Here is a 17839-nt window from a genome sequence, read left to right on the forward strand (position 1 = left end):
TTATCTATTTTACTTGTTAAAATAACTTATTTCTTCGTTGTAAATTTCGTAAAGGAAACCAACCATTTAGCTCAATTTTCGCCTTGAACTAAGTCATTTTTCCTTCGCAAAATTTAGATCACTTATTTAATGTAATCGGTATAAAACATTAATTTTTTTGATAAAAAAGCCGCTAAGTAAAATACTACTAGCGGCTTTTTATCGTTTGGTAAGCAGTTAGATTAACTGCTTTGAACCATCGTGTTTATTTACTATGACGTTCTTGTAATTTTGCTGCTACATCTGAAAGCGCTAAACCTTCATTCTGTAATAATACTGTTAAGTGGTATATTAAATCGGCACTTTCACAGGTTAGCTCATCCATATCTTTAGCCATTGCTGCTAAAGCAACTTCAACGCCTTCTTCACCCACTTTTTGTGCAATACGCTTAGTACCACGATCATATAAGCTAGCAGTGTAGCTGCTTTTAGGGTCTGCACCTTTACGGCTTTTAACAATTTGCTCTAAATCCGCGATAAAACTTAAAGAAGGCTCTACTTCACCTTTAAAACATGTTTCAGTACCAAGGTGACAAGTTGGGCCAACGGGATCAACAATTGCTAATAAAGTGTCATTATCGCAATCACTGCTAATTTCGATAACATTTAGGAAGTTACCTGACTCTTCGCCTTTACACCATAAGCGTTGCTTAGTACGGCTGAAAAAAGTCATTTTACCTGATTCAAGTGTTGCAGCTAAAGACTCTTGGTTAACGTAACCCAGCATAAGTACTTTACCTGATGTTTTATTTTGCACTACAACAGGCATTAAGTTATCTACTTTTGCCCAATCTAGTGATTCTAGTTGTTCTTGTTTCATTAAACTTGTAGTTACTAAATTCATAGTCGGATCTCTACCTTTTCTGATTTAAGGTAAGATTTTAACTCACCAATATTAATTATTTGTTTGTGAAATACACTTGCGGCTAATGCACCATCAACATCTGCTTGATTAAATACATCTGCAAAGTGGCTCATTTCGCCTGCACCACCAGATGCAATTAATGGGATATTACAAATAGCACGTGCTTGACTTAATTGTTTGATATCGTAACCACAGCGAACACCATCTTGGTTCATTACGTTTAAAACGACTTCACCAGCCCCGCGAGATTGAACTTCTTTTATCCAATCAAAGGTATTCCATTTAGTGGTTACCGTCGCTTTTTCATTACCGGTGAATTGTTTTACTTGGTGTTGACCCGTTTCTTCATCGAAGTATGAATCAATGCCAATAACGATACATTGTGTACCGAATTTTTCAGCTAATCGATTAATTAAACTTGGGTCAGCAAGTGCCGGGCTGTTGATTGATACTTTATCGGCACCAAACTCAAGAATACGTCTTGCATCTTCTTCGGTTTTTATACCGCCAGCTACGCAAAAGGGGATATCAATGACTTCTGCTACGCGGCTTACCCAACTTTTATCAACAACACGATCGTCTGAACTCGCAGTAATGTCATAAAATACTAATTCGTCTGCACCTTCTTCTGCATAACGTTTAGCAAGTGGCACAATATCACCTACGATTTCATGGTTTCGAAATTGTACGCCTTTTACAACTTGACCATCTTTAACATCTAAACAAGGAATAATACGCTTTGCTAACATAAAGCCTCGCTATCTTGTGAACTTGTATTTTTAAACATTTCGTAGGCCTTAAAGTTATTTACTGATGCTTTTATAAAATAAGCATAAGTGACTGTAAAGATTATTAATTAATTATAAGCTCATTATATATTTAATACGGACCAGTTTGTAGGCTTTAATCTTATAAAAAATAATTTTTTAATCACTCTATATAAAGATTTTAACTAATGATAAATCAACTTAGATAAGCTTTGGTTGGACTTAACCTCGTATTTTTAGTGTTTTAACCTGACTACCATCTAGATATCTAACCTTTAGCAATGAAATGATAGGAATAAAATTATTTATTGATATTCATTTCTATTGACAGATCTAAAAGCAGTTTAAGAACGTATTTATACCTGTACCAATAACCGTCATGGAGAGATATAGAATGTTAACGAATATGTTGGGGTTTAATTTAGCTTGGTTTGGGCTTATTTATTGGGGAAACGCTTTTATCCCTGTTGCTATTTCAATGATCGCTTTTCATCTGATTAAATTATCTCACATAAAAAATGAAGCTCGATTAGTGTTACTGATAACGGTCATCGGGAGTTCAATTGATTCGCTATTACATTTTTTTATGTTTTTTATGTTCCCGGATTCTACCTTTATGCCTTTTTGGTTAGTTATCCTATGGGCTTGTTTTGCTTGTACCGTTTGCCACAGTTTAACATTTTTAAGTTCATCCAAGGTGTTACAAATAACAATTGGCGCGATATTCGCTCCTTTAAGCTATATCGCAGGAGAAAGATTGGAGGCTGTTAGTTTTGGTTATCCATTACTGACGATTTATTTGATTCTTGCTGCCATTTGGGGTGGGTTGTTCATCTTATTTTTCTTTTTAAAGTCAGTAATGACTAAGACAAGGTTAGTGCATGCATAAGTTTATTAAACTTCCAATATATTGGGATCTATCTTCATTAAAATATTCACTGGTCTTGCTGCCAAAAATCATCCTGCTAGCGCTGCTTTTTACTGTGTTTCTTAAAAACAGTGCATTTGCAGATGAGATGGTCGAATCAGATCAATGGGAAAGTACACTAGATGAAGTTGAGAAAGAACAACCTGTAAAACAAATAGGTAAAGCGGTATTTTCAGTTTTCATTTGGGATGTATATGAAAGTGAATTGTCAACGACTTCTGGGCAGTACCCTGAAATATCAAAGAATGGCACATTAATTTATAAAATTAATTATTTAAGAAGCATTTCGTCGAAAGAGTTAATACAACGTACGATAGAGCAGTGGCAACATCTTGGTATTAAAGAAGATGTTTATAATGCTTTCACTCCCAAACTTAAGCAAATTTGGCCTGATATAAAATCAGGCGATAACTTAACGCTTGTTGTTGAACAAAACAGAAGTGCCTTTTATTTTAATGATCAATTTGCGGGCAGTATCGACGACGCGGATTTTGCGCCTTTGTTTTTAGATATCTGGTTATCAGAAAACACCAGTGAGCCTAAATTAAGAACAACATTATTAGGTAATCAATAACACACATACTGATACCAATCTAAGTAATCATTTATTTATCCGGATTGGTATCACATTGACACATCGTAGGGAATTGTCATGATTAAATATAAGTACACACCTTTAACAGTCGCCGCATGTTTATTGATATCTAGTTGTTCAGCAAACTTAACTGATTATCAACCACAGGCTAATAATTTTGATATTAAAGAATATTTTAATGGCCCTGTAACCGCGTGGGGAACTATTCAAGATGGTAGCAATAAAGTGACAAGACGATTCTGTGTTGAACTTGACGGAAAGTGGGATGGCAATAATGGTGTATTAGCTGAGAAATTTTATTTTAATGACGGTGAAATAAGCTATCGAAATTGGAATCTTGTTAAACAAGAGGATGGAATTTATCAAGGTAATGCAGAAGATGTCATTGGAACCGCTATTGGAAAGCATCAAGGCTTTGCATTTCAATTTAACTATACATTAAGACTTCCTGTCGACGGCACAACTTATGATGTGAGTATGGATGATTGGATGTATCAAATTGATCAATATCGAGTAATGAATAAAACTGCTATTTCTAAATTTGGATTTAACGTTGCTAACGTTACTTTGTTTTTCGATAAAGAATCGCCTGTTAAAACATGTGCATCCGATATTTAAGTGAATAGTTTTAAGAATACGTGAAGATGGAAGAGTTAAATCTGAATAAAGTCCGCTCGAACTATTTGAACTTTATTATTCAACGCAACGTATATAACAAGGTATATAGCAATCTATATAACAATGAAGACCATGCATACGAATGCATCACCAACTAAGTATGTATGACAGACTCTATATAAAAGAAGCTATGTGAAGAACATATATAAAAATAAAACTGACACTCGACATAACACAAAATAAGAGGGGCCGTAATGACCAACAAAACAATTAATCTTCCCATGTTTCCATTAGCTATCTTTTTATTACCGGGTGGTATTACACGTTTAAGAATTTTTGAAGCAAGATATTTGAAAATGGTTGGCATATCTTCGACGTTGGGTGGTTTTATCATTTCACCAAATCAACAATCAAATGCTAATACCTCTCGTTGGGGGAGTTGGGTCGAAATTATTAATTTTGATAAAGGAGAAGATGGCGTTTTAGAGGTCGATGTGAAGTGTAAATCGTTAGTTGAATTGGCGGTCACCGAATCAGATAAAGATAATTTACAGTTCGCAGATATTCAGCAAATACATCACTGGTCTGAAAAACAGTCTGATACACATCTTATTTTATTAGCTGACTCTTTATTGTCGTTATTCGAAAGTAATATTTTACTCAATGATTTATACCATCACAAACTAACCAATAACCCATATTGGGTTGTATCAAGGTGGTTAGAGCTATTACCGATCCCTTTCGATGTTAAAAACGACTTCGTCTTTAATTCATCTTATGTTGAAGCAAAAAAACTTGTTAATTCAATTATTTCTAAAGAAATTTAATATCTGTAAAATATTTAATTTTTTTCATCTGTAAGTGATCTTATTAGAATTTGTGTACGTATTAGTTACCAGAGTCCAAATTTGGGAATAAATTATGGTAGCTGTACAAACTAAATTGCCAACGCAAGTCAGTCATGCTAAATCTAGTAGCATGACAGATAAAATAGATCACACTCAATTAAGTGAATGGCTTAATCAAGTTGCTAATGCAAGATGTAAAATTGCATTCACACACTTATTTAAGTTTTTTGCCCCAAAAATACAACGTATCGCACGTAGTAAATTCCCTAATGAAGCGCAGTCTCATGAAGTCGTTCAAGACACCATGAGTAATGTATGGCGTAAAGCACACTTGTTTGATGCAGACAAAGGTGCCGCGACAACATGGGTTTATACAATAATGCGTAACGTTACCTTTGACATACTTCGTAAAATCAAAAGTAATAAAGAAGACAATTTAAGTGATGATATTTGGCCAATTGCAGAATCTGCAGTGTCTGAAGAGCAACCTTACGAAGATCATCTTGAAAACAAACAGTTATTACGCGTTATTGAAGCCTTACCTGAGGCTCAACAGGAAGTTGTAAAAGGCTTCTACTTGATGGAAATGTCACAAGAACAATTGGCTAACCATCTTAATTTACCACTAGGCACTATTAAATCTAGGTTACGTTTAGCGTTAGCTAAGTTAAAAGTGCAATTAGGAGACGATAATGATTAAACATCATCCTAAATTTGAATTAATTCAATCATTTGTTAATGGCGATTTACCTGCTTCATTATCTATTGGCATCGCTATTCACGCAGATATGTGTCCTATTTGCCAGCAAAAAATTGCGCAGTTGACTGAGCAAGTAGCAGAACAAAGTTTTGAAGGATCAGTTATCAGCTTAGATGATATGGATTTAGCTAGTATGGAACGACTAGATGCTTCAGGCTATTCAGGCATAGATATCGATGGCAGTTTAGATGAAGATACCGTTTTTGACTCTATGATCAGTAACATCACTTTTTCTGATGACTTAGCTGAAACACAAGAGCCTATTGAACGAAGTGTCACATTCCGAGATAAAACGTATGTGTTACCAACCGCGTTGAATAATATCGGGTTTGGTAAAGCAGCCAATATCGGTAAATTATCTCGCTCTAGATTACAATTAAATGAAGATGAAATTCATTCAAATCTATTACATATTAATGCAGGTGGTGGTGTCCCAGCGCATACACACAAAGGGTTTGAATTAACTGTTTTATTAGATGGTTCATTTACAGATCATGAAGGTGAATATAACAAAGGCGACTTTATTATGCTCGATGGTACTTTTACCCATACGCCTATGTCAGAAAATGGTTGCCTTTGCTACACAGTTGCAAATGATGCTCTACACTTTACTCAAGGTATTAATAAATTATTAAATCCTATCGGTAGTTTTATTTATTAATCAGTTAAATGTTTATCTATTGATTAGCAGCGGTTTATTTATTCAAGGGAGCGAATAATGATTTATTCGGTAACAAAAGAAGATATTAAGATTGGTATTAGTGCTTGTCTAATCGGACAAAAAGTAAGATTTGATTCAAGCAATAAACCTTCTCGATTCTGTATTGATGAGTTGGGTGAGCATGTTGAGTATGAATCTTTTTGCCCTGAAGTTGCGATAGGTCTACCAATACCACGACCAACTATTCGTTTAATAAAAAAAGATGACTTGATTACTGTTGCGAGACCCGATGGAAGTGGTGATGTAACAGAGGCACTTCATGCATACGGTAAAAAAGTAGCTGAAATGACGAAGCACTTAAGTGGTTATGTTTTTTGTGCCAAGAGCCCGAGCTGTGGTATGGAGCGCGTTAAAGTGTATTCGCCTGAAGGTAATTCGTTAACCTCAGAAGGTATTGGTGCTTTTGCTAAAGAAATAATGGAAGGTAATCCTTTATTACCTTGTGAGGAAAACGGTCGTTTAAATGATATGCATATTCGTGAAAATTTTGTAGCGCGTATTTATGCTTATAAACATTGGCAAAATATTAGCGCAACGGGTCTAACAAAACATAAACTGACGACTTTTCATAGCCACTACAAATATACAGTAATGAGTCACAACTTAGTGGCTTATAAAAAGTTAGGTCAATTATTGGCTGATGTTGACTTACCATTAGCTGAAAAAGCATCTCAATATATTTCAGGCCTGATGGAAGCACTTAAAATACCAGCAACACGTAAAAACCATGTGAATACGTTGACGCATATTCAAGGGTATTTTTCTAAGCATTTAGTTGCGGCACAACGTAAAGAGTTATGTGAACAGATTGATGGATATCGTTTAGGGTTATTACCTTTGATTGCACCGTTAACCTTGATAAATCATTATTTAATGCAATATCCAAAGGATTATTTAAAAGGTCAATCTTACTTGTCTCCTTATCCTGAAGCATTAAGATTAAGATACGCTTACTAAACGTCATTGTATTCTATCTTCAATTTTATATGTTTAATACAAAACGCTACTTAACCAATAAGTAGCGTTTTATTACCTGTTTTGTAATCTACTTTTTTATTAATAACACTCAAGGAAATATTCTACCTCTATGGCACAATTACTTTGGTTTCGTAATGATCTAAGAACGAACGATAATCCTGCTTTGCAATTTTTCATCAATCAAACTCCCCTTGAAACACCAGCCAAAGCGATTTTTTTTGTTTCAGAACTACAATGGTTAGCACACGATTGGTCTGCGATTAAAATAGATTTTGTCAAACGCCATGCTCAAGCTTTGGTCGATGAATTAGCAGCATTAAATATTGAGTTATCTATTGTCGAAGTCGATGATTTCACCGCGCAAATTGACTATCTAAAATCATATTGTGAACAACATGATATAAGTAGCGTAATAGCAAATAGTGAGCTTGAATATAACGAAGTCCAACGTGATCGTACGTGTCTAGAACAGGGTATTCCTTTAACATTGTTTGAAGCTGATGTGATTGTGCCAAAAGGTAAGATAGTTAATCAGTCAGGCAAAATGTATAAGGTATTTACACCTTTTAAGAAAGCTTGGTTAACTTATGTTCGCGAATTTGGCTTTAATTATCTGGGTAATATAGAAGCAATTAATACCACTGCTTCAGATGAGTCAAAGAAAACAACTCAATCAGACTCACTTTCGAGTAAATGGCCTTTAGTTAATGTAGTGATGGATAAAGCAATACCACAATTTTATCGAGATAAAGTCACTCATTATAAAACGGTACGTGATATTCCTTCGATTAAAGGCACTAGTGGTTTTTCTCCTTATCTCGCCGCGGGTGTATTAAGTCCAGGTTATATTTTCAATACGTTACTTAATAAATTTCCCGACATTTTAATCTCTAGTGATAGTGAAGAGTTTTGTTGGTTAAATGAAATTATATGGCGTGAATTTTATCGCCATTTAATGTTCGACCAACCTCGATTATGTAAACATCAATGCTTTAACGAAAAATATCATCAAGCGATGTGGCCTTATGATGAAAAGCTTTTTACTGCATGGTGTGAAGGCAAGACAGGGTATCCATTAGTAGATGCTGCAATGAGACAACTTAACCAAACTGGATGGATGCATAATCGATTACGTATGGTCGTTGCTAGCTTTTTAACAAAGCATCTTTTAATAGATTGGCGCTTAGGTGAGAAGTATTTTATGCAGCATTTAATTGATGGTGATTTAGCCTCAAATAATGGCGGTTGGCAGTGGGCTTCAAGTACTGGTTGTGATGCTCAACCTTACTTTAGAATTTTTAACCCTATTACACAGAGCGAAAGATTTGATCCTAAAGGGACTTTTATCCGTAAATATATACCGGAGCTAAGTAAAATACCTGACAAACAAATTCACTTCCCACATAAATATATTAAGCAACAACACTTATCTATTTATTGGCCTGCGATTGTTGATCACAAAGAAGCCAGATTAAATGCTTTAGCTTTTTATAAATAGGCGTTTGACACTAAAATATTAATTAAGTCCGTTGTTAATGGTTATATTGATAGTGTCATTTTTAGTTTCTCACTGTATATGGCAGGCAATATGAATAATGAATCTTTACATGATAAGTCACCTGATTGGTTAAATGAGTTTAATTCGGTATATCAAAAACTCAACATTAATAATTTAGACTTACTAGACTCAATTTATCATCAGGAAGTGACTTTTATTGATCCTATTCATGAAATAAATGGGCTAGCTGACCTGCAACAATACTTTCAAGGTTTGTACCAGAACCTTAATAGTTGTCAGTTTATTATCAGTAATGTTATTGCTCAACCAGATCAAGCGGCCATATATTGGGAGATGATTTATCAGCACCCTAAACTTAATAAAGGTAATGAAGTTTCTGTGTTTGGCAGCTCTCATTTACGCTCTAAAGACGGAAAGGTGATTTATCATCGTGATTTTTTAGATTTAGGCTCTATGCTATATGAGCAACTACCTGTCTTAGGGAAAGTGATCCGTTTAGTTAAAAGTAAGGCGGCTAAATAATGTCGAATAAAACTATTTTAATTACAGGGGCAACGTCTGGTATTGGTTATTCTTTGTTTGAACAGTATAGCGAACAGGGAGAACAAGTCATTGTTTGTGGAAGAAATCAACAACAGCTCTCTTCGATGGGTAATGTCGCTTTTAAAACATGTTGCTTTGATATTACAGACCAACAAGCCATTGAAGAAGCCTCAAGAACTATAGAATCATTAGATGTGTTAATTTTAAATGCAGGTAACTGCCGGTATATCGATGATGCCAAACATTTTGATGGTGAGTTATTTGCTGATGTTATTCAAACTAATTTAATTTCACTAGGGTGGTTGTTGCAATATCTTTTACCTAAGGTTAAAAAGGGCGGGCAAGTCGTGTTTGTTAGTTCAAGCGCAACATTGTTACCTTTTCAAAGAAGTGAAGCCTACGGCGCCTCTAAAGCTGGTGTCGACTATTTAGCAAAAAGTTTAAAATTAGATTTAATAAAAGAAGAAATTGATGTCACATTAATTCATCCTGGATTCATCAAAACACCTCTTACGGACAAAAATGATTTCTCAATGCCATTCTTACTGTCTAGTGATGAAGCTGCTTCTCGTATTATAATAGCCATTGAAAAACGAAAATCATACGCACACTTTCCCAAACGTTTAACCTTACTACTAAAAGCTATCTCATTATTGCCTGATTTTGTTTGGCAGAAAATTATCGTAAAGGATTAACTTTCATGAAAAATATCGCAATTATTGGTTCAGGCATTTCTGGTCTTACATCTGCTTATTTATTATCTAAAAAACATAATGTTACCGTATTCGAAAAAAATGATTATATTGGAGGGCATACTGCCACTGTCGATATAGAAAAAGATGGAATACCTTACGCAATTGATACCGGCTTTATTGTCTTTAATGATAAAACATACCCTAATTACTTAGCATTACTCGATGAAATCGGCATTGGTAAAAAAGCAACTGAGATGAGTTTTTCAGTCCACAATTGCCACACTAGTTTGGAATATAATGGGCATAATCTAAATACATTGTTTGCACAAAGACGAAACTTACTTAACCCTAAATTTTGGTTATTGGTCAAAGAGATTTTACGATTCAATAAATTGTGTAAAGGTATTTACGAAGCTGACGTTTATCAACCTGGATTAACACTAGGTGAATTTTTAACGGTGCATAAATTCAGTGATTTCTTTGCTGAACATTATATTTTACCAATGGGCGCTGCAATTTGGTCTAGTTCATTAGAACAAATGGAAGAGTTTGAGTTTAGATTTTTCGTTCAATTTTTCCATCATCATGGGTTATTGAATATTGCAGATAGGCCTCAATGGTATGTTATCCCAAATGGTTCAAGCAGTTACTTAGCACCGCTATGCGAACCCTTTAAAAATAATATTTACCTTAATGCTAATATTTTGGGTATCACACGAAATGATAATAAAGTCCAAATTCACTTTGACAATCCCGATGATAAACAAACATTTGATGAAGTGGTTATTGCTTGTCATTCTGATCAAGCACTATCACTATTAAGTGATGCTACTGAAGATGAAGAAGCGTTGCTTTCAGATATGCCTTACAGCGAGAACTCTGTGATTCTTCATACTGATGTCAGTTTATTGCCAGACAGAGAAACTGCTTGGGCAAGTTGGAATTATCAATTGAGTCAAGATCGATCTAAACCTGCCAGTGTTACCTACAATATGAATATATTACAGGGATTTTATAGTGACCATACTTTTTGCGTTACATTGAATCAGAAGCAAGATATTGATCCAGATAAAATATTGAAAGAATATAATTATCATCATCCAATTTTCTCTTCAGCATCTATTAGAGCACAACAACAACGAGATCTTATTTGTGGAAAACAGCATACACACTTTGCCGGTGCATATTGGCATAGTGGTTTTCATGAGGACGGAGTAAGAAGTGCTGTTGAAGTAGCGCAGCGATTCGATTGTTTTCTTGATGCATTTGCGAGTAAATAGCTGTTATGTCTTCTGTTAAATCAACCTCTACAGTATTTGGTCAAAGTAATATTTACGTGGGTAACGTTGTCCATAAACGGTTTTTGCCTAAAACTCATCGCTTCAACACGACTTTATTTATGTTGGCGTTAGATGTTGATGAGGTTGAACAGGCTGATAAGGGACAAGGGGTGTTCGGTTTTTCTTGGTATCACCCATTGCGTTTTGTTGAGAAAGATTACCTAAGAAGTGAACCTAACTCATTATCACAGCGTATAAAAGATAAAGTTAATCTGCTGAATGGTTTTCCTGATATTGAAAGAATATTGATGTTAGTTCAGGTCAGGTGTTTTGGCATCTATTTCAGCCCAGCTAACTTTTATTTTTGTTATGACAAAGATAACAATTGTACGCAAATGTTAGCAGAAGTAAGCAATACACCTTGGAATGAACGTCATTATTATTTAGTCGATTTATTAGAACAAGATAAACCTAAAACAAGTCAGAAGGTTTTTCAGGTATCTCCTTTTATGGACCTTGATATGAGCTACATTTGGCATATCAAGGCACCTGAGGTGAATAGCGATAAATTATTAGTGAAAATAGAAAACAAGCGAACTAATGAAGAAGATGGTGAGGTTACTAAACTATTTGAAGCCAGTTTAATCTTAAAGAAAAAAGCATTCAGTAAACGAAATTTATTTCATGTTTGGGCGCAAATTCCAATTATGACAGGAAAGATAGTTATCGGTATTTATTGGCAAGCATTAAAGTTATTTATTAAAAGAATACCTTTTATCGGCTATCAAAAAATTAATTAAAGCTTAATAAAGTTTACATTCTAGGAGAATTCAATGGAAGAAATACAAAATGTTACAGCAGTAGAAACAACAAATTGGTTTGACAAACGCTGTCGTTCATTAGTCCATTCTGTATTTTTAAAACTGAGTTATGGCCAGTTAGAGGTTGTTGAAGGTTCTGAACATCTTTTTTTTCCAGAAAACACATTACAAGATGCAGATGATAGTACGATTAAGGCAAAAATACATATCCATGATATGAGCCTGTATCGTGATTTTGTGAAAGGCGGAAGCATTGGTGTCGCAGAAGCATTCATTGCAGGAAAGTGGAGCAGCCCTAACTTAACACATGTGATCCGCATTTTTGCTAAAGCACAGCAGCAAACGGATAAATTAGATTCAAATAGATCATTACTTAATAAAATTAAGAATACAATTAGTCACTGGCAGAATCGTAATACACAGTCTGGTTCGAAGCGTAATATACTAGCGCATTATGATCTCGGCAATGAACTTTACACTCGCTTTCTTGATCCTCAAATGATGTATTCTTCGGCTATTTATCCTTCTGAAACAACGTCATTAGAATACGCACAATTATATAAACTTAAAACTATTTGTGACAGATTAGCATTAACAAGAGACGACCACTTATTAGAAATTGGAACCGGTTGGGGTGGCTTAGCCATTTATGCTGCTCAGCATTACGGTTGTAAAGTGACAACCACAACTATCTCTGATGCACAATTTGACTATGCACAACAACGAGTTAAAGCATTAAAGTTAGAAGAAAATATTACTTTATTGAAAAAAGATTATAGAGATTTAACTGGGACTTTTGACAAGGTAGTCTCAATTGAAATGATTGAAGCCGTTGGATATGAGTTTTTACCAAGCTTTTTTGAACAATGTAATGCACGTTTGAAAGAGGGGGGGAAGCTGCTTATCCAATCGATTACTATCGCAGATCAACGCTTCAATCACTATAAAAATAATGTTGATTTTATACAGCGTTATATATTCCCTGGCGGCTTTTTACCGTCGGTAAATATTCTGTCTCAACAGTTAACAACAAGTAGTGACTTAGTGATAGAAGGTTTGCACGATATCGGTTTAGATTACGCTAAGACTCTAGCCGATTGGCGTACTAACTTCCTTGCTTCTTGGAGTGAGTTAACACAACATGGTTACGATGAAGAGTTTAAACGACTTTGGTTATATTACTTTGCTTATTGTGAAGGTGCTTTTTTAGAACGTTCTATTAGTACGGTTCATTTAGTCGCAAGAAAATAGCGTTAATTAAGCATAATAAAACAATCATAAAAAGCCGAATATTAATTCGGATTTTTAATTTAAAGCAATACCTAACGATTTAATTTTTATGCTTCACATTTTAGTTATTGATATATAGTCGTTACCGTTTAAGGTTCTTTGTTCAGTCATTAACTTGGACTCCAAATCAAGGCGCAACATCATGACAATGGTATGTATTTATCGAAGGTAGCCAAAAAGTGTAGCGTAGGTTCTCAAGCTAACGACCTAGAGGCCAAGCGATCAAGTAAATATCTGTGTTGTTAGAAAGTATCGATTTACCCCGTTAGATCTTCCTCTTTCTGCCTGGCGATTGTCACTTCAGCATTTGCTGAATTTTTGTACCTTGAATGGTAACGGGTATCATCCAATTTAAAGTTTATGTATATTCATAAACTTAATAATATTCAGCACAACTTAGGAATTATAATGAGTAAAGAAATTGCAGTATTAGCAGGTGGTTGTTTTTGGGGAATGCAGGATTTAATCCGTAAATTACCTGGAGTAGAAAGCACTAGGGTTGGTTATACCGGTGGTGACGTTGCTAATGCAACTTATAGAGATCACGGGACACATGCTGAAGGTATTGAAATTACATTTGATAATCAAGAAATTAGTTTCAGAAAGTTACTTGAGTTCTTTTTTCAAATACACGATCCCTCTACCAAGTTAAGACAAGGTAATGATTTAGGTGCATCTTATCGTTCAGCTATTTATTACACTTCGGAAAGTCAGTTACAAGAATCGATAAAAACCATCTCTGATGTTAATGCATCAGGCATATGGCCAGGTGTGGTTGTGACAGAATTAGAAGCAGCCGGGGACTTTTGGGAAGCTGAGCCTGAACATCAAGATTATTTACAACGATTACCTAATGGCTACACTTGTCATTTTGCACGCAAAGATTGGGTTTTGCCGTCAAGCAGTTAATATTTCGATTATAGATTAAAATAATAACGACTGAATATTTAAATATTCAGCCGTTATTATTTATTTAGTTATAAGCTTTTTAGATTAAAATAGGCTTATTAAGCATTCTGCCAGCAGTTAATCGCTTCTTCTACTGTGAACTTACCTTCAAGTAATGCACGTCCTACGATCATCCCTTGAGCACCAGAGCGTGCAACATCAGCAATATCATCTAATGAACCGATACCACCAGATGCTTGCCAAGAAACGCTTGGAAATGCGACGACCATTTCTTTATATAAGTTGACATTAGAACCCGTTAACGTGCCGTCTTTAGAAATGTCAGTACATAACACATGTTTTAAACCAACTTTCATGTAGATTTCTAATAGCGACTCAATGGTTTGGCCACTGTCTTCTTGCCAACCAGATACCGCAACAATCTTGTTACCATCTGCATCAATATTAATATCAAGTGCTAATACAATATGTTCAGGACCGTACTTTTCCATCCAACCCGCAACCATTTCAGGTTCTTTAACAGCAGTTGAACCGATAACAACACGGTGAGCACCTGCGTCTAATAAACCTTTTACGTCAGCTTCTGTACGCACGCCGCCACCAACTTGTACTTTAGCCGGTGTATTTTTGATTAAACTTTCAATCACGCTAAGCTGACGTTTAGTAATATCTTTTGCACCGTCTAAATCAACAAGGTGCAACCAATTAGCGCCTTGTTCATTGTAAATGGTGTATAAGCTTTGTGGATCATCGCTGTAAACTGTTTTTTGATCGTAATCGCCTTGGTATAAACGAACAACTTTACCGTCAATCAGATCAAGTGCTGGGATAATCATAGTATTAAAGCTCCAAAAAGTTTTTGATTAATTGCGCGCCAGCTTTGCCTGAGCGCTCAGGGTGAAATTGAACCCCATAAAAGTTGTCTTTATTGACGGCTGCCGTAAACGGTGTGCCGTATTCACAACTTGCAATTGTATTGTCGTTAACTGGTAATGCGTAACTATGCACAAAATAGAAGTAAGTGCCTGCAGGAATATCTTTAAATAAAGGTTCATCTAACTTAGGTGTAATTTGATTCCAGCCCATATGAGGAGAGCGTAATGGTGCAACGTCCATTTTCTCAACAAATCCGTCGACTAAACCTAATGTTTTAATGACTTCATTTTCAGAACCGTCTGAACTCGCTTCTTCTGCAAAGACTTCTTCACTGCCTTCGGCTAACATTTGCATACCTAAGCAAATACCTAGAACAGGTTGAGTTAGTTTTTTAATTTCTTCAACTAAGTTGCGGTCAATTAAATTTGCCATCGCTTCTTTGGCTGTACCTACGCCAGGTAAGAATAACTTAGTGGCTTGTTGAAGAATCACAGGGTCTTTACTCACAACCACTTCATAACCTAAACGTTCAACTGCAAAACGTACTGACGATAGGTTAGCGCAACCAGTATCAATAATAACGATCATAAAACACCTTTACTTGATGGCAAGTCGGTACCAATAATTTGTATACTTTGACGTAAAGTGCGACCAAATGTTTTAAATAAACCTTCGACCATATGATGTGCATTACCATTTTCAACTTCTAAATGGATAGTCGCACGCATTGCTTGCGCTAATGAATAAAAGAAATGCTCAACCATTTCAGTTGACATCGTCCCGACTAATTCACGCGGGAAATCAGCTTTAAACTTAAGGAAAGGGCGCCCTGATAAATCTAGAGTACAACTTGCTTTGGTTTCATCCATTGGCAATACAAAACCAAAACGTCCAATACCTCTTTTATCACCTAATGCTTTATCTAATGCGTCACCTAGTGCTAATGCGGTATCTTCAACACTATGATGGTCATCAATATGTAAATCACCTTTTACACTAACATTTAGTTGGAAACCAGCATGCGTTGCGATTTGATCTAACATATGGTCAAAGAATCCCATACCCGTATCAATTTTATTGTCGCCAGTCGTATCTAAATCAACAAAGACATTAATATCCGTTTCTTTAGTGGTACGTGTCACTGATGCTGTACGTCCTAGAGTTGTTAATTGCTTAACTATCTGTTTCCAACCTAGTGTCTCTTTATTATAAAGAATACCGGTAATCGCCATGTTATCGGCTAAACCGATATCAGTATGACGGTCACCAATGACATAAGAATTTGCGTGATCAATGCGACCAGACTGTAAGTATTCTTTCACCATCCCTAAGTGTGGTTTACGACAGCTACAGTTGTCTTCAGGAAAGTGTGGGCATAATAATGTTGCTTCAAATTTGACACCTTGTGACGCGAATATTTCCATCATTTTATTTTGTGGAATATCAAAATCACTTTGCGGATAGCTGTCTGTCCCTAAACCATCTTGGTTTGAAACTATCACTAATGTGAAGCCTGCATCTTGTAATGCTAATAAACTTGGGATCACATAAGGTTCAAAAACCAATTTCTCAAGGCTATCTACTTGCTTATCACTAATAGGTTCATCGATTAATGTGCCATCTCGATCGATGAATAGAAATTTTTGTGTACTCATTTTAGGTTCCTACAGTGAGTTTAAGGTATTTAATGTTCTGTTCATTTCATCACTGTTACCAATGGTGATACGAACGCAATTTTCTAAACGAGGTTTATTAGCAAAGTCTCGCATAATAATGCCGTCGTCAGCAAAGGCTTTAAACACTTTAGCTGAATCTTTAAAACGAACTAATAAAAAGTTGCCCGTTGTTGGGAAAATATCGACAACACAGTCTATTTTAGTGAGCGCATTAGCTAACACATGTCGGTTATTGTTTAATACTACAACACGGTCACGCATGACTTCTAACCCATCAGCAGACAATGCTTGTTCTGCAATTTGTGCAACAGGTGCAGGTACAGGGTAAGGTGCAATCACTTTGCTCATCATTTCAATCACAGACGTTTGCGCTAGTGTAAAACCACAACGTATTGAAGCAAGTGCAAAGGCTTTTGAAAGGGTTCTCGTGATCACTAAGTTTTCGTGATCAATAATTAAGTCAGTTTGTGATAGTTCTGGACAAAATTCGATATAAGCTTCATCGGCAACAATTAATGCTTTGCCTACCGTTGCTGTTAATAGGTCAGCCAGTTTGTTTTTATCTAGCATGTTGCCAGTCGGGTTATTTGGTGCACATAAGAACACGATTTTTATTTTACCGTCAGATTCTAAGACTGTTTTTTTTACTGCCTCGTAGTCGACATCAAAGTTAGCTTGTAACTGAACTTCTTCAATTGCCACACCACAGGTTTCCGCACTGATTGCATACATGCCATAAGTAGGGGGACAGATTAAAATACTATCAAGGTTAGGCTCACAAAATGTTCTAATTAAAATTTCGATGCTTTCATCAGCGCCACGAGTGGTTAATACTTGGTCAGCATTTAATTTAGCATAAGCGGCGTAGGCATTGAGTATTTGAGGTGGCTGGAATTCTGGGTAACGGTGTAGTTTTGATGAATCAAGTTGATAGATACTGCAATCGGGGGCTTCATTGGCGTTTAACCAAACATCTCCGTTACCGCCAATACGGCGCGCGGAAAGGTAAGGTGTTAACGCTTGGACTGTTTTCCTAGCAAGCTTTTTGATGTTACTCATCGATGTTTCATCCCTAACGAATGCCTGAGCAATTGTTTGCTCAGGTCAATTA

At 35.7% G+C, this 17839-nt stretch carries 20 protein-coding genes; 14 read left to right on the forward strand and 6 right to left on the reverse strand.

The window, feature by feature from the left end:
- Positions 1-244: 244 nt before the first annotated feature.
- Together hisIE and hisF are read right to left on the reverse strand one after the other, a co-directional pair.
- On the reverse strand, positions 245-883 hold the full coding sequence (gene hisIE / locus V6255_RS08705) for a bifunctional phosphoribosyl-AMP cyclohydrolase/phosphoribosyl-ATP diphosphatase HisIE (protein ID WP_341627792.1): 639 nt from the start codon (positions 881-883) through the stop codon (positions 245-247).
- Complete coding sequence (gene hisF / locus V6255_RS08710; RefSeq protein WP_341627793.1) at positions 880-1653, reverse strand: imidazole glycerol phosphate synthase subunit HisF; 774 nt, start codon at positions 1651-1653, stop codon at positions 880-882. Before hisF ends, hisIE begins: the two co-directional genes overlap by 4 nt.
- A 412-nt stretch (positions 1654-2065) precedes the next feature.
- On the opposite strand from hisF, the gene V6255_RS08715 reads away from it, so the two are divergent.
- From V6255_RS08715 to msrA, 14 genes are all read left to right on the forward strand, one after another.
- Entirely contained in the window at positions 2066-2560 is a 495-nt protein-coding gene (locus tag V6255_RS08715; RefSeq protein ID WP_341627794.1) for a DUF2878 domain-containing protein, read from the forward strand.
- Positions 2553-3173 (forward strand): chalcone isomerase family protein, encoded by a 621-nt coding sequence (locus V6255_RS08720; protein WP_341627795.1) that lies wholly within the window; start codon positions 2553-2555, stop codon positions 3171-3173. Before V6255_RS08715 ends, V6255_RS08720 begins: the two co-directional genes overlap by 8 nt.
- A 78-nt stretch (positions 3174-3251) precedes the next feature.
- Entirely contained in the window at positions 3252-3812 is a 561-nt protein-coding gene (locus tag V6255_RS08725) for a DUF3833 domain-containing protein (RefSeq protein ID WP_341627796.1), read from the forward strand.
- A gap of 254 nt (positions 3813-4066) precedes the next feature.
- Entirely contained in the window at positions 4067-4639 is a 573-nt protein-coding gene (locus tag V6255_RS08730) for an LON peptidase substrate-binding domain-containing protein (RefSeq protein WP_341627797.1), read from the forward strand.
- Between the two features lie 94 nt (positions 4640-4733).
- Positions 4734-5360 (forward strand): sigma-70 family RNA polymerase sigma factor, encoded by a 627-nt coding sequence (locus V6255_RS08735; RefSeq protein ID WP_341627798.1) that lies wholly within the window; start codon positions 4734-4736, stop codon positions 5358-5360.
- Positions 5353-6081, forward strand: coding sequence for a ChrR family anti-sigma-E factor (locus V6255_RS08740; protein ID WP_341627799.1), 729 nt, complete (start codon positions 5353-5355; stop codon positions 6079-6081). Before V6255_RS08735 ends, V6255_RS08740 begins: the two co-directional genes overlap by 8 nt.
- 57 nt (positions 6082-6138) lie before the next feature.
- Positions 6139-7098 carry a DUF523 and DUF1722 domain-containing protein gene (locus tag V6255_RS08745; protein WP_341627800.1) on the forward strand — a complete coding sequence of 320 codons (960 nt, stop codon included), beginning with the start codon at positions 6139-6141 and terminating at the stop codon, positions 7096-7098.
- Positions 7099-7228: 130 nt separating this feature from the next.
- Positions 7229-8617 (forward strand): deoxyribodipyrimidine photo-lyase, encoded by a 1389-nt coding sequence (gene phrB, locus V6255_RS08750; RefSeq protein WP_341627801.1) that lies wholly within the window; start codon positions 7229-7231, stop codon positions 8615-8617.
- 90 nt (positions 8618-8707) lie between these two features.
- Entirely contained in the window at positions 8708-9160 is a 453-nt protein-coding gene (locus tag V6255_RS08755) for a nuclear transport factor 2 family protein (protein WP_025565555.1), read from the forward strand.
- On the forward strand, positions 9160-9876 hold the full coding sequence (locus tag V6255_RS08760; protein WP_341627802.1) for an SDR family NAD(P)-dependent oxidoreductase: 717 nt from the start codon (positions 9160-9162) through the stop codon (positions 9874-9876). The genes V6255_RS08755 and V6255_RS08760 overlap by 1 nt, the downstream gene beginning before the upstream one ends.
- Before the next feature lie 5 nt (positions 9877-9881).
- Positions 9882-11156, forward strand: a complete 1275-nt coding sequence (locus tag V6255_RS08765; protein WP_341627803.1) for an NAD(P)/FAD-dependent oxidoreductase — start codon at positions 9882-9884, stop codon at positions 11154-11156.
- A gap of 5 nt (positions 11157-11161) precedes the next feature.
- Entirely contained in the window at positions 11162-11956 is a 795-nt protein-coding gene (locus V6255_RS08770) for a DUF1365 domain-containing protein (protein WP_341627804.1), read from the forward strand.
- A 33-nt stretch (positions 11957-11989) separates the two neighbouring features.
- Positions 11990-13228, forward strand: a complete 1239-nt coding sequence (locus V6255_RS08775) for a cyclopropane-fatty-acyl-phospholipid synthase family protein (protein WP_341627805.1) — start codon at positions 11990-11992, stop codon at positions 13226-13228.
- Positions 13229-13675: 447 nt separating this feature from the next.
- A complete protein-coding gene (gene msrA / locus V6255_RS08780; protein ID WP_341627806.1) occupies positions 13676-14176 on the forward strand; it encodes a peptide-methionine (S)-S-oxide reductase MsrA in 501 nt (166 codons plus the stop codon).
- 98 nt (positions 14177-14274) lie between these two features.
- Here the strand turns inward: msrA and hisA are convergent, their stop codons facing one another.
- From hisA to hisC, 4 genes are read right to left on the reverse strand one after another with little or no spacing between them, the layout of a single operon-like run.
- Positions 14275-15012 carry a 1-(5-phosphoribosyl)-5-[(5-phosphoribosylamino)methylideneamino]imidazole-4-carboxamide isomerase gene (gene hisA, locus V6255_RS08785; RefSeq protein ID WP_341627807.1) on the reverse strand — a complete coding sequence of 246 codons (738 nt, stop codon included), beginning with the start codon at positions 15010-15012 and terminating at the stop codon, positions 14275-14277.
- A gap of 4 nt (positions 15013-15016) precedes the next feature.
- A complete protein-coding gene (hisH, locus tag V6255_RS08790; RefSeq protein ID WP_341627808.1) occupies positions 15017-15640 on the reverse strand; it encodes an imidazole glycerol phosphate synthase subunit HisH in 624 nt (207 codons plus the stop codon).
- Positions 15637-16707, reverse strand: coding sequence for a bifunctional histidinol-phosphatase/imidazoleglycerol-phosphate dehydratase HisB (hisB, locus tag V6255_RS08795; protein WP_341627809.1), 1071 nt, complete (start codon positions 16705-16707; stop codon positions 15637-15639). The genes hisH and hisB overlap by 4 nt, the downstream gene beginning before the upstream one ends.
- Before the next feature lie 9 nt (positions 16708-16716).
- A complete protein-coding gene (gene hisC, locus V6255_RS08800; RefSeq protein WP_341627810.1) occupies positions 16717-17787 on the reverse strand; it encodes a histidinol-phosphate transaminase in 1071 nt (356 codons plus the stop codon).
- Between the last annotated feature and the right edge of the window lie 52 nt (positions 17788-17839).

Source organism: Psychromonas arctica, assembly GCF_038155225.1.
Taxonomy (GTDB): Bacteria; Pseudomonadota; Gammaproteobacteria; order Enterobacterales; family Psychromonadaceae; genus Psychromonas; species Psychromonas arctica_B.

Coding starts and splice junctions, on each gene's coding strand:
- V6255_RS08740 (WP_341627799.1), top strand. CDS start 5,353: ATGATTAAACATCATCCTAAATTTGAATTAATTCAATCATTTGTTAAT.
- hisIE (WP_341627792.1), bottom strand. CDS start 883: ATGAATTTAGTAACTACAAGTTTAATGAAACAAGAACAACTAGAATCA.
- msrA (WP_341627806.1), top strand. CDS start 13,676: ATGAGTAAAGAAATTGCAGTATTAGCAGGTGGTTGTTTTTGGGGAATG.
- hisH (WP_341627808.1), bottom strand. CDS start 15,640: ATGATCGTTATTATTGATACTGGTTGCGCTAACCTATCGTCAGTACGT.
- V6255_RS08775 (WP_341627805.1), top strand. CDS start 11,990: ATGGAAGAAATACAAAATGTTACAGCAGTAGAAACAACAAATTGGTTT.
- hisF (WP_341627793.1), bottom strand. CDS start 1,653: ATGTTAGCAAAGCGTATTATTCCTTGTTTAGATGTTAAAGATGGTCAA.
- V6255_RS08745 (WP_341627800.1), top strand. CDS start 6,139: ATGATTTATTCGGTAACAAAAGAAGATATTAAGATTGGTATTAGTGCT.
- hisA (WP_341627807.1), bottom strand. CDS start 15,012: ATGATTATCCCAGCACTTGATCTGATTGACGGTAAAGTTGTTCGTTTA.
- V6255_RS08760 (WP_341627802.1), top strand. CDS start 9,160: ATGTCGAATAAAACTATTTTAATTACAGGGGCAACGTCTGGTATTGGT.
- phrB (WP_341627801.1), top strand. CDS start 7,229: ATGGCACAATTACTTTGGTTTCGTAATGATCTAAGAACGAACGATAAT.
- V6255_RS08720 (WP_341627795.1), top strand. CDS start 2,553: ATGCATAAGTTTATTAAACTTCCAATATATTGGGATCTATCTTCATTA.
- hisB (WP_341627809.1), bottom strand. CDS start 16,707: ATGAGTACACAAAAATTTCTATTCATCGATCGAGATGGCACATTAATC.
- V6255_RS08730 (WP_341627797.1), top strand. CDS start 4,067: ATGACCAACAAAACAATTAATCTTCCCATGTTTCCATTAGCTATCTTT.
- V6255_RS08715 (WP_341627794.1), top strand. CDS start 2,066: ATGTTAACGAATATGTTGGGGTTTAATTTAGCTTGGTTTGGGCTTATT.
- V6255_RS08765 (WP_341627803.1), top strand. CDS start 9,882: ATGAAAAATATCGCAATTATTGGTTCAGGCATTTCTGGTCTTACATCT.
- V6255_RS08725 (WP_341627796.1), top strand. CDS start 3,252: ATGATTAAATATAAGTACACACCTTTAACAGTCGCCGCATGTTTATTG.
- V6255_RS08735 (WP_341627798.1), top strand. CDS start 4,734: ATGGTAGCTGTACAAACTAAATTGCCAACGCAAGTCAGTCATGCTAAA.
- V6255_RS08770 (WP_341627804.1), top strand. CDS start 11,162: ATGTCTTCTGTTAAATCAACCTCTACAGTATTTGGTCAAAGTAATATT.
- hisC (WP_341627810.1), bottom strand. CDS start 17,787: ATGAGTAACATCAAAAAGCTTGCTAGGAAAACAGTCCAAGCGTTAACA.
- V6255_RS08755 (WP_025565555.1), top strand. CDS start 8,708: ATGAATAATGAATCTTTACATGATAAGTCACCTGATTGGTTAAATGAG.